General features: G+C 34.5%; 12 protein-coding genes. 2 read left to right on the top strand and 10 right to left on the bottom strand.

Features of this window, described 5'->3' with window-relative positions; all coding sequences use genetic code 11:
• Positions 1 to 565: 565 nt before the first annotated feature.
• The 8 genes from ACFX4X_RS24285 to ACFX4X_RS24320 all read right to left on the bottom strand — a co-directional run bounded on the left by ACFX4X_RS24285 (position 566) and on the right by ACFX4X_RS24320 (position 6,371).
• Positions 566 to 1,816 carry a dicarboxylate/amino acid:cation symporter gene (locus ACFX4X_RS24285; protein WP_284469656.1) on the bottom strand — a complete coding sequence of 417 codons (1,251 nt, stop codon included), beginning with the start codon at positions 1,814 to 1,816 and terminating at the stop codon, positions 566 to 568.
• Positions 1,817 to 2,442: 626 nt separating this feature from the next.
• A complete protein-coding gene (locus tag ACFX4X_RS24290; RefSeq protein WP_061464976.1) occupies positions 2,443 to 2,649 on the bottom strand; it encodes a hypothetical protein in 207 nt (68 codons plus the stop codon).
• Between the two features lie 48 nt (positions 2,650 to 2,697).
• Complete coding sequence (locus tag ACFX4X_RS24295) at positions 2,698 to 2,901, bottom strand: helix-turn-helix transcriptional regulator (RefSeq protein ID WP_063235833.1); 204 nt, start codon at positions 2,899 to 2,901, stop codon at positions 2,698 to 2,700.
• Between the two features lie 12 nt (positions 2,902 to 2,913).
• A complete protein-coding gene (locus ACFX4X_RS24300; protein WP_377387243.1) occupies positions 2,914 to 3,312 on the bottom strand; it encodes a hypothetical protein in 399 nt (132 codons plus the stop codon).
• Positions 3,313 to 3,621: 309 nt separating this feature from the next.
• Positions 3,622 to 4,008, bottom strand: coding sequence for a DUF192 domain-containing protein (locus tag ACFX4X_RS24305; RefSeq protein ID WP_377387246.1), 387 nt, complete (start codon positions 4,006 to 4,008; stop codon positions 3,622 to 3,624).
• Positions 4,009 to 4,165: 157 nt separating this feature from the next.
• Positions 4,166 to 4,657: a DUF6584 family protein gene (locus ACFX4X_RS24310; protein WP_377387262.1), complete on the bottom strand. Its 492-nt coding sequence runs from the start codon at positions 4,655 to 4,657 to the stop codon at positions 4,166 to 4,168.
• A gap of 189 nt (positions 4,658 to 4,846) precedes the next feature.
• Positions 4,847 to 5,059, bottom strand: a complete 213-nt coding sequence (locus ACFX4X_RS24315; protein WP_377387249.1) for a hypothetical protein — start codon at positions 5,057 to 5,059, stop codon at positions 4,847 to 4,849.
• A 460-nt stretch (positions 5,060 to 5,519) separates the two neighbouring features.
• A complete protein-coding gene (locus ACFX4X_RS24320) occupies positions 5,520 to 6,371 on the bottom strand; it encodes a LysR family transcriptional regulator (RefSeq protein ID WP_377387252.1) in 852 nt (283 codons plus the stop codon).
• 191 nt (positions 6,372 to 6,562) lie between these two features.
• Here ACFX4X_RS24320 and ACFX4X_RS24325 point away from each other — a divergent pair, with 191 nt between their 5' ends.
• The gene (locus ACFX4X_RS24325) at positions 6,563 to 7,813 is read left to right on the top strand and encodes an MFS transporter (protein WP_377387255.1); all 1,251 of its coding nucleotides are present in this window, start codon (positions 6,563 to 6,565) and stop codon (positions 7,811 to 7,813) included.
• A gap of 357 nt (positions 7,814 to 8,170) precedes the next feature.
• On the opposite strand, the gene ACFX4X_RS24330 is transcribed toward ACFX4X_RS24325, so the two are convergent.
• Positions 8,171 to 8,938 (bottom strand): SDR family NAD(P)-dependent oxidoreductase, encoded by a 768-nt coding sequence (locus ACFX4X_RS24330; RefSeq protein WP_284469570.1) that lies wholly within the window; start codon positions 8,936 to 8,938, stop codon positions 8,171 to 8,173.
• Positions 8,939 to 9,078: 140 nt separating this feature from the next.
• Between ACFX4X_RS24330 and ACFX4X_RS24335 the strand changes: the two genes are divergently transcribed.
• On the top strand, positions 9,079 to 9,459 hold the full coding sequence (locus ACFX4X_RS24335; RefSeq protein WP_284469569.1) for a MerR family transcriptional regulator: 381 nt from the start codon (positions 9,079 to 9,081) through the stop codon (positions 9,457 to 9,459).
• A 702-nt stretch (positions 9,460 to 10,161) separates the two neighbouring features.
• Here ACFX4X_RS24335 and ACFX4X_RS24340 read toward each other — a convergent pair.
• Positions 10,162 to 11,271 (bottom strand): IS110 family RNA-guided transposase (locus tag ACFX4X_RS24340; protein ID WP_377387259.1); only part of this gene is annotated, 1,110 nt, incomplete at its 5' end.

Here is an 11,271-nt window from a genome sequence, read left to right on the forward strand (position 1 = left end):
CCCCGCGGAAAGCGAGCATCTGGAGGGGAAATCAACCACAACTCACTACCTGGTAAATAGCAACATAGTATGTGAAATTAATAATGAATATTTATAAGTAACAAAATTAAAGAAATAACAAGCGTATAAATGTAATAATAAAGAAATATTACCAAGTATAAGGTAATTGTCAATATAAACTGTCCAAATAAAAAAACATACCCGGCGTATCAATAAACAAGACCAATAATGGTTGACTAAGAAAAAAAGCCCTCCAGTTTATTTGGAGAGCATTGACTCAATTCTCGATTGCACTAACGACTTTAGCCTTTATAGCTAACTTGTCCAGCTTCAACCAATTCCTTCAGTCCCTTAACCATTAAATTCAAGCCATGTTCAGATTGAGCAAAGCACTTAAAGGGAATGCCTTTTGTTTAAGGAGTATTGAATGCTTTTTTAGAAATGGTTTTATTTGCCCAAAAGTTTAAAGGATGAGGATTCACATTGAAAAAGGGTGAGGTCCGAAGACCATCACCTCAACATTTGACGGGGAACTACAAAACATATATGCTCCTTTATCTTAACCTTATGCCTGAATGCTTGGCTGTTCGGTTTGAGCTTTATTCCATTCTTCCTGACGGAACTCTTTTTCCCACTTCGAAACCACAATACAAGCGAGAACATGTCCAGGGGTATTACAAGCGGTACGTGCCATATCCAGCACACGGTCAATTCCTGCTATAATTGCGACGCCTTCTGCAGGAAGCCCTACCGCTGAGGCGGTGGCTAATAGCACAACCAGCGAACCGGATGGAACAGCAGCAATTCCTTTTGAGGTTGCAACAAGTACCCCCATTACAATCAATTGTTGGCCAAAATCCATCGGGATGCCATATGCTTGTGCTAAGAAAATAGAGCAAACAGAAAGGTACAATGTCGAACCATCACAATTCAGTGATAGCCCCGAAGGAATAACGAACGAAACAACACGTTTCGAACAACCGTATGCTTCCATTCGATCCATTAACTGAGGCAGAATGGTTTCCGTACTTGTCGTGGAAAATGCGATGAGGAACAAATCCCATACCATTCGAAACACTTTAAAGTAAGAAATCTTCAAGAACCAAGCAATTATTGGAAACAGTCCGAAAATAACAATAGCAAGCCCTAGATACACAACCCCTATCAACTTCGCCATAGGGATTAAAAGAGCGATACCATACTGTCCAACAGAGGCTGCCATGAGCGAGAGTACACCAATCGGTGCCGTTACCATGACCATTTGTGTCAGTTTAAACATGATATTTGCAACTGATTCCATAAACTTCATTGCCGGCTCTGACTTTTTGCCAATTGCTCCAGCAGCTGCACCAAATAGAATAGCGAAGAATATAACAGCTAATAAATCACTTTTTGCCATCGCATCAACAATGTTGCTTGGAATGATGTTAACAAGCATCGTTTTAAAATCGACAACTTTGGTAACGCTTTCATTTAATTGTGTGATATCTTTCTGGGCAAGATGGGACAAATTAAGCCCAGCACCAGGCTTTAAGATGTTAACAAGTAAAAGACCAATACCTAGAATAAGGGTGGTAATAAATTCGAACCAAATAATTGTTTTAAGTCCTAATGAACCCATTTTTTTCATGTTTCCGTCGCCTGATGAACCAATGACAATAGTAGTGAAAACAATAGGCACAACAATCATTTTAATGAGATGAATAAAAGCGTCCCCAATCGGTCTTAAGGATTGGCCAAGTTCAGGAAAAAAATGTCCGATAAGTGCCCCAATAAACAATGCAATTAACACTTGAAAAGCAAAAAACTTTTTCATAAGTTGCCCTCCCTGAACGAAAGATTAATAGCAATCACACAATATTTCAATAAATAGCATAAACTTTCTCTTTTGACTAATGAATGAGAAAGATAAAATAGCTTTTAAAAATTGTTCCGGCTTATTCCATACAAAACCTCCCATGTAAGAATATTTGTAAATATAGTAAATACTGTATCATTATTTCAAAAATTAGTAAAATATTGAATTACTATAAAGCTATAAGAATAAATTATTAATCCCGTTACGAATAAAAATTGCACTTCCAACATAGGTGCAGATTTGAAAAAAGATCAATCAAAACATGCCATTATACAACACTTTATAGCGGTGTTACTGCTTTTTTATTTATATTGAACATAGTATTCTTTAATAATTATAGTATGGTTTAACTACGTATCCGTCTTTCGTAGAATATATTTACATGCTTCTGTAGCTTTAAAATAACGAACAAAAAGAAAGAGCATGTTTTGAAAAAATATCAATCAAAACATGCTCTTATTTAATGAGATCGATTCACTTCTTTTTTTAAAAATTCGAATATTTTATTGAACCTTATTCCACTAAAACCCATGATAGTTTAAGTGATTTCATTCACAATATTTCAGTAAAAAATTGAAATTCCTTTAGTTCACAATAAATACTACAATCCCTATTATAATACACAGAATTCCACTCAAAAATTGTCCTAATCCTGAAGCTTCTCCCATTAACAGTAAATTGAATATGTTTTTGTTTTTTCGATTTTTTCCAAATAAGCCATCATCTGTTCTCATACGATAAATACCCCAAACTACTAAAACTATCCCAAAAATAAATAATATAAAAAGCATCTACAGTCCTCCGTTGTTTGTTTAATATGTGCATCTTTGTGAAATGTACTATTTGTCATCCTCATCGAAAATAAAAGTTTCTTCGATTGATAAATTAAAAACTGAAGCTATTTTATACGCAAGTAGCACAGATGGATTATACTTTTGTTTTTCTAATGAGATGATCGTCCTAGAAGATACACTTACTTTATCAGCTAATTCTTGTTGCGTTATTCCATATTCTATTCGCAATTCTTTTACTCTATTTTTCATAAAGCCTCCTAATTAAAGGACAAGATTGTAATACTTTCTAGACCCAATTTCACTAATTATTAAAGATACTAAGAAAACAAATAATGCAGTATTTGTTGGGATTGCCACAAAATTAGTTAAAAACATAAGAATTAAAATTTCGTATATCACAATATGCAAAGAAAAGCGGGCAACTTTTCCATCAATTAAAGCATCTCTTTCGTCATATTCCTTTGATAATTCCTTTTCTAGTGATTTATTCTTTCGGGATGTAATGTAAGAAATTGTTGAGTACAACAAAAGTATTCCACCTAGGAATACAAAGATATAGCCAAAATTAAAGCTTACTGATGTATCGAGAATCATTCGAATGATTCCAAATATAATTATCAAGGTTGAAACTAAAAAACGCTGTATGAATAGATTTTTCAAACTACCTCTCCTAATCAACTTATTCTCCTCGGGTAAAGTTAACTTCATGTGAAGTTTGTTTCACATGAAGTTAACTTCATAATATACTTTTATAAAACAAACGTCAATCGATAAATAATGCAAAGCATCGCAACATTTTTTATAAACGCCGGCATAAAGAATAAACTTCCTTATAGGCAGCTCCGATCTTCAGCTAACGCATCTGTTTGTTTAAGTACATTTCTTCACCAGTCTTTTCAGTGACATTAACATAAATATCCATAAAAAAATCACCTCACCTTTAAGGACTAGGAGTTAGGTGAGATGAATTCAATCAAACTTTACATAATCCCCTTCTTTGATTTGATTCTTTTCAAACCATCCAAGATTCACTTCAATTGCATAATGATAAGAAAGTTCCGGGTCATAGGTAGGGCATTTATCCTCTATACAAGGTTCCATATCAAGTATTTTTAAAATTTCCCCATCTGAATCAAGAAAAGCAATAGATAAAGGAATTAATGTGTTTTTCATCCAAAAGCCACCATATATTTTTTCTGAAAACACAAATAACATCCCCTCATTTTCGGGTAATTTTCCAACAAACATTAAGCCCTTTTCTCTTTTTCTTTGAGTATCTGCAACTTGAACGATTAATCTAGTTTCCCTGTTTCCACTGAGTATTTTTATCATTTTTGTTTTTATTCTATTTTTCATGTTCACTCACCTTCGAGTATTATTATAAGCAGGAAAGAAACTTGAAGTCTTTTTAAAAGAAGTTCATGAGATTGATATTTCCTTTTTTCGAAAAAACGTCTTTTCCCCTAATAATAAAAAGGAAGAAAGCTGGAGATAAACTAGGCAAGATTCTGGATCAAAAAATCCAGTTAAAGAGTGCGTAAACTCCGATTAATGCAAAGATAATTGTTAATATTATTATTGAGAAGCAACCAAAAATAACTAACTTATCTTTGAATGGATCTTCAGGTTCTTCCAGCAAATTTTGTTTAACTTTATTTTGTATAGGGGAAATTACCTGATCTAATTGCAGTGTTTTTAAAACTTCACTATCACCTTTAAATTTTATAGCTCTTCCTATTCTGATAGGATCATTCCCCATAGATTTTTCGAATTGAATACACGCTTTTACCATTTCTGGTGACTTATTCTTTTCTAAATACCAGTATCGACCAGCCATTGAAGGGTATTTTAATGCAATATATATGTCCCCCAACTTTCTACGGAGGTCTAATTCATTAGGAAAGGTTGAAATTAACCCGTGTAGTCTATCCCGTGCTTTCCCTAAATCATTTTTTTCAATGTCCTCTTCTATCTTCTTTATAGTTTTAACAGGTATCTTATCTATAAAAAACACCTCATTCATCTTTGTTCTTTACGGTCTTTATTTCTCGACAGTTCAAAACATTTCCTCTTTTAACCAATTGTCCTTTTAGTTTCAAAAGAAAGCAACCTGGCTTATTGAAGTATAGCAACCGCATAATAAATGTTACTAATTCCTCTGTAAATAGCGTTAACTCCTCAAACATAATGCCTTTTATTTTTTACACTCAAAAGAATATTCACTTGTGAGATTATTATGTATTTCTAATATGACTTCCCCACCAATTTCATAGCAGCGAGTACTAGCTAAATTTATTTCTTTAGTATTGAAAAAACTAGATGCAATCGTTAAAAAAGCGACTCCAAATAAAGCGATAACTAAAATCCATAAAACTCCCGTAAAATGCTTATTTTTAAATATAGTCATTTTCAGAACACTCCTATTAAGATTGAACTAAACTGCCCAATTAATACGTTTGAAACGATCATAAGTTCCACTTTTGAATAAATTTCCCAAAATTAACAAAATCTTTTTTCTGCTTATTGAAGAAACCTGCCCCGATAGATTCATAAGGATAAAGCTGCCTTAAAGATAACGCACCTAAGAGTATTTGTGCCTTAACGACACAAATGACCTTCTCCATTCAAAAAGCCAACTGAATCGTTGGCTTTTTGTCTTAATAAATTACAATTGATTTTCGAAGTTATTGCTAGATTCATCTATAGATAATGTTAAATACTTTCTAGAGGTAATAAGATTAATAAACGATAAACATAAGGAAATCGAGGCAACAATAAAGACAACTACAATGCTATATTGCTGGCCCAGTATCCCCATCATAAGAGTTGATATACCGAATGTAGCCATTATTAAAGAACTCTGATAATTAACCAATCGTCTTCAGAACATTTTTTAATTGTACGATATTGTTCTGTTCGCCGTCGTTCATCTTAAAAACGAAAACGGTATTAATGACATTTTTAAAGCTTAAATTGTAGTAGTGAATGTTTGTATAGTTATATAAGTCTATAAGCTTAGTATTCAATACTGCAATGGTGTTACTGATTTGCAAAAAATCTTGGATACTGCTGATTGATTTTATTTCCTTTAATTTATATGGTATTTGATTATTCTTAAGCCATTCGGTCACAGCTCTTGTATACATACAACCTATACTCAATACGAGCAATGTAATAGGTGTTTTCCGATCAAAATTGATGATATGGTCCTTACTTGAAATGATCTCGAATGTTTCAGTTGCAACGATGTCATAAGTTAAGTCTGGATATTTCTTAATAGGTTCACTAATGAGTGCACAATCTAATTCGGAATTGTGCACTTTTTGGTTTATGGCATTACTGGAATCTACAGCGAAATCCACATCCATTTGAATGTCGTTCATATTCAAAGTGTTCGCGATGTGGGCACCGTAGATTTTCAAGGTTGTATGTGATGCGCCAAAATCCACTTTAGCGTTAGTTTGAAAGGCACCAATGTTTTGTAAAAATTCTTCGTACTCTTTTGCAATAAGTTGAAGATAGTTTTTATACTGTAATCCTACACTAGTGATTTTCAATCCTTGGGGCGTGCGATTAAAAACAAGTTTGCCAATTTCAGACTCTATTTTTTTCACTTTAGCCGTAAGGGCGGATTGAGTATAGTTCGTGATTTCTGCAGATTTACTTAAATTTTGACGGTTTAATATTTCAATTTTCAATGCTATTTCTTTGATGTTCATATAGTTGGCACACCCTATAAAAAAAATTTATGAACCCTATCATTTTCCTCCATTTTACGCTTCTGGGCAGGCAGAGTAAACTCTAGTTAGCTTAATAAGTAAGGGAGACTAGATAATGTTAGAAGCTAATAATAAGAATATACCCCACCGAATTCTTATTGAACGATACATCAAACATAGGGGGAGCATTAATGCATACATATTATAAATGGTTAATCGTATTGGTGGCCACGTTATCCCAAACTGCAGCAACCTTTGTGACATATGGCATGGGACCCATCGCTGCATTTTATCAAATTGAATGGAATTTAACACCGCTTCAAACAGGCTCCATTGTTTCAGCGGTCAATATTGGGCCGATGTTTTCAATGCTGGCGTTCGGATACTTGATGGATAAAAAAGGGGAAAAACACATTATCGGGTGGGGGACCATTTTATTGGGGCTCTCAGCTTTAACGCTGGTTTTTGTTAATGATTATATTGTATTGCTGCTTTTATTATTGTTGGTCGGTATATGGTACGGAAGTGCTCAAACCGGTGGAAGCACGGCCATCGTAAAATGGTTTCCAAACGAACATAGAGGGCTGGCTCTAGGGATAAGACAGACGGGAATACCGCTTGGAGGATCTTTAGCCTCTGCAGTTTTATCCTATACATATTATCATTTCAATTTGTCATCAGTTCATTTAGTACAAGGGATCGTAGCAATAATGGGAGGGCTGCTCTTCCTATTATTATATAACGAGCCAGAAAGAACGAGTGAAACGGGATCAACCTCGGTCGGGTTCAAGGAGAAAATGAGTGTCATCAAAAATAATAAGGAGTTATATCCGATGTATATAGTAGGTGTTGTGATGATGTCATTACAGATGATTATCATTGCGCATTTTATGAGTTATTTGCACAATGAAGGGGGCTATCCATTAACAGAGGCAGGAAAATATTTAAGCGTCGTTTTAATAGGTGGTATGGTTGGACGGGTAGTCATCGCCTGGGCGAGTGATCAATTCTTTGAAGGTCAAAGGGAAAGATTATTGCTTATTGTGATGGCTGTTACCGTAATTCTTACAGTGATGCTGCCGCTCATCATGACTGTTGAAATGGAAATCTTGATGCTATTATTTTGTTTTCTTTTGGGCTTTGTAGCCATTGGTTGGTATTCCATTTTTATTGCTTGTATCACAGAGCAATCGGATTCCCGTTTTATAGGTTTAACGGTGAGTTCAGCATTGACATTAAATCAATTATTCATTGTCATAGCACCCTCTTTATTCGGATTAGTCGTTAATCTATTGAACAGTTATCAACAAGCCCTATATTTGGCCGGAATATCTGTAGCTTTGGGAGCGATTAATTTATATAGAGCAAAAATAAAAAAAAGAATGGATCATGGGATCACCACAAAGTTTGATCAAATTAATACAAACAACCTTGATAAATGAATAAATTGAAAGGGCATGTTTTGAAAAAAGATTAATCAACACATGCCCTTATTCTCTCTAATTGGATTATTCTTTTTTAAAAAATCGATCATTTTTTTTGTGTTCCTTAATCAGCTAACGCACCCGTTAGTTTAAGTAGAAACCTTCACAATCTCAATAGAGTAAAAGGGATAAAAGGCATGGGATATTAATTAATTTAGGCTTTTTAAAAAGGATCTTATTATACTAAACTGCCCCGTTAGTCGAAAAAGAAAAAAAGACCGCCGCAGCGATCCTAATCTTTAACTCTCACATCCGTCGGTTGAACATGGAAATGAAAGGTTCTCCTAATAGAAAAACGATGATCAATCAACCTTATTAGTTTCTCATTCTTACTGCATAAGGATAAATTGGATCCTTTAATTGAAATTCATACGTAATACCATCGACAATTCCAACTACTTTTTCGCTATCGTAAAGATCAAGCATAAATCCAGCCATTTCTTTAGCTGTATGGTATTTCGGAAGAAGGCCTTCGAATTTAACATTTTCCTCCAAGTCATTCGATACTTTTGCAAATTCAGTTTCAGTTGCAGCAGGAGCTAATACTTTTGCTTGCATGCTTGCACCTTGTTCTTTTAATTCATGTGCAAGGCCTTCAGTAAAGGCACTTACATAGAATTTAGAAGCACAATATGTGATTGCATTTCCAATAATCGTGTAACCTCCACCTGATGAAACGTTAATTAATTGCGTTCCTTCAACAGTTGAATAATCACGCACATAAAGAGAAGTTAAAATAGTTAAAGCTTCAATATTTAAATTTAGCATAGTCTCAATTTTAGTTAAATTTTGTTCTCCAACTGATGCGAAATTACCAAACCCTGCATTATTAATCCAAGTTTCAATTTCGTATTCCTTTAAATCTTCAAATAATGTATACGCATTTTTCGTATTAAATAAATCAACTGTTTTTATAATGACATCTAATTCAGCATTTACTTTCGCGATTTCTGATTTTAGTTTTTCGAGCTCCTCAGTTCTACGTGCCACAATGACTAAATTTTTTCCACGAGCAGCAAAAGCCAGAGCTGTTTCATAACCAATCCCAGAACTTGCGCCTGTAATAACTGTATATTTCTTCATTTCATTTCCTCCCACTATTTTGTTTATACTAATAAAAATTGATTCTTTAGATGATACGAATTTATTATATGGGTTAGAGTAAACTCTAAGTCAAACCTATTTTTACACTTTATTAGCATTGGCTAAGTATGGAGGTTTTTATGTATACGATTGGCGAAGTGGCACAACTTCTAGGAGTCAGCACACATACATTACGTTACTATGAAAAAGAGAAAATCATTCTTCCAGATCGAAATGAACATGGAGATAGAATATATTCTGAAGCACATCTTCAATGGCTAAAATTTGTTTTAAAGTTAAAAGAGACGCAAATGCCGATCACAAAAATAAAAGAATATGCCTACTTGTATACTGAAGGAGAACATACAGCAATAAATCGATTAAAACTGTTAGAAAATCATAAAAGTTCGATTGAAAACCAGTTAAAGACGCTGGAAGAAACAAATAAAATGTTAGAACATAAAATTACATCATATAAAGAAATGATTCTGAAAAGAGATGAAGGAGTTACAAAAGCATAATATTATCTGAAAATGAAAGTGTTAAATAACGTGAACTCATAAAATCAAAAGGACCGCCATATTAGATACGTCTAATATGGGCGGTCCTTAATGGGGTAGCATCAGGATTATGCGGATATACAACGTTAAAGCCAAAAACCTTGTATCAATAGGGTTTAATCTATTGGGACGTAACCGATTTTACGTCAAATAAAGCTTGCTAGTGTCTCATATGACTTGTCTCAAAAGTCTTATCGTTGTAAATCTGCATTTTCGGGACGCTCCCCCTTAATTAACTTGTTATTGAACTCCCTCAGTTTGATACAAATATCTCTCGAATGCTCACTTATTCGCAGGATTTCATAACCCTTGTAATTGGATTTCCGGGTAATTGAAATGAGATCAGATCATTTTGGCTTCGTGAAGGCATAGTTAAATAAAGGAGCCAGCTACCACTCCATATTTTACCATATAATGTACATCTCCACGCCGCCCCTGGAGGCTATCCCTCCCATGTCTCAACGGGTCAATTGCCCTCTCATTCCTTCGTCATGCCTATCCAAGGGGTGGAGGCCAATTATGCTAACCTTATGGGTCACAGTGCCCTTTTGTTCAAGAAACCTGGTACTCCGTACATATTTGTAATCCTACGAATAAGACAACATTCAAAATAAAGTTAACTATTTTAAAATGATACATTCTATATAACTAATGTTTTTATTTCTATGCTGCTAAAGGGATTATTACTTGGACTTTATTTGGACAGTAAGACTCATTTCGTCGAGCTATTCCTACAAAAATCCTTGCTAGTTTTCCTATCAGTTTCATGATTGACTTCATTTTCTTTATCTTCTTTACCTTCACATTATGGGAATGGATGGCTTTAAACTCAGGGTTATTCATCACAAGGCTCATAGTTGCTAAGTAGAGGAATCGTCGTAGTCTTGACCTTCCACGCTTTGAAATGACACTCTGACCTTTCCATTTGCCTGAACTTGCTTCAGCTAGATGTAATCCCGCATGCCGTAATAGAGAGTTTCCGTGAGAAAAACCACTTAGATCTCCTGATTCACCCAGTATCCCGGCTAATGAAATTTCACTTATTCCTTTAATCATAAGTAGTTTTTTTGCAAATGGTATTTTGTAGAGAACTTCTTTAACTTGTTGTTCAACTCTTTCGAGTTGTTTTACAGCGAGGTCATATTCTTCTAATAATTGTTCTAGATGGAATGTATAAGCATCAAGAGCTTGTTCGGTCCCAATTGAGGATTTTGCTAGATTGATTAGTAATTGAGCCTTCTTGGGCCCTGGTTGTCGTTTCATTAAAGACTTCCAACCCCTCATGACATCTAGTGTTTCTAGTGAAGATATTTCATCCGGTGTAGGAAATAAACGAAGGGTTGCGATTGCGCCTTTGCACGTTACATCTTTAAACACTTGTCTGAGTTCAGGAAAGACCACATCCACCCATCGATTTACTTGATTAATAGACATGACGAGACGTTTAACAATTACATCACGGTTCGAAATTAGAACTCTAAGTTTCTCAAATGATTCGGATGTGGGACGAACAAAGGAATAATAGCCGTTTTTGACCATATCCGCAATAACAAGGGCATCTTTTTTATCACTTTTCGATTGAGTATTGTCACGATTCTCTTTATTCCTTTTTACTAAGTGGGGATTCACAGTAACTACCTCAATGTTTTGTTTATCCAGCCATTTTGATAGGTTAATCCAGTAATGTCCTGTAGGTTCCATACCCACTATTGTGGAATCTAAGTTTTTTAGTTTTTGTAAGTTTTGAATCCAACTTAATAGTTTTACGAACCC

The sequence above is a fragment of the Peribacillus sp. YIM B13481 genome (assembly GCF_042787985.1).
Lineage (GTDB): Bacteria > Bacillota > Bacilli > Bacillales > DSM-1321 > Peribacillus > Peribacillus simplex_A.

Bases quoted from the DNA above. Each gene is read 5' to 3' on its own strand.
- ACFX4X_RS24330 (WP_284469570.1), bottom strand. From the start codon at position 8,938: ATGAAGAAATATACAGTTATTACAGGCGCAAGTTCTGGGATTGGTTAT.
- ACFX4X_RS24320 (WP_377387252.1), bottom strand. From the start codon at position 6,371: ATGAACATCAAAGAAATAGCATTGAAAATTGAAATATTAAACCGTCAA.
- ACFX4X_RS24335 (WP_284469569.1), top strand. From the start codon at position 9,079: ATGTATACGATTGGCGAAGTGGCACAACTTCTAGGAGTCAGCACACAT.
- ACFX4X_RS24305 (WP_377387246.1), bottom strand. From the start codon at position 4,008: ATGAAAAATAGAATAAAAACAAAAATGATAAAAATACTCAGTGGAAAC.
- ACFX4X_RS24315 (WP_377387249.1), bottom strand. From the start codon at position 5,059: ATGACTATATTTAAAAATAAGCATTTTACGGGAGTTTTATGGATTTTA.
- ACFX4X_RS24290 (WP_061464976.1), bottom strand. From the start codon at position 2,649: ATGCTTTTTATATTATTTATTTTTGGGATAGTTTTAGTAGTTTGGGGT.
- ACFX4X_RS24295 (WP_063235833.1), bottom strand. From the start codon at position 2,901: ATGAAAAATAGAGTAAAAGAATTGCGAATAGAATATGGAATAACGCAA.
- ACFX4X_RS24325 (WP_377387255.1), top strand. From the start codon at position 6,563: ATGCATACATATTATAAATGGTTAATCGTATTGGTGGCCACGTTATCC.
- ACFX4X_RS24285 (WP_284469656.1), bottom strand. From the start codon at position 1,816: ATGAAAAAGTTTTTTGCTTTTCAAGTGTTAATTGCATTGTTTATTGGG.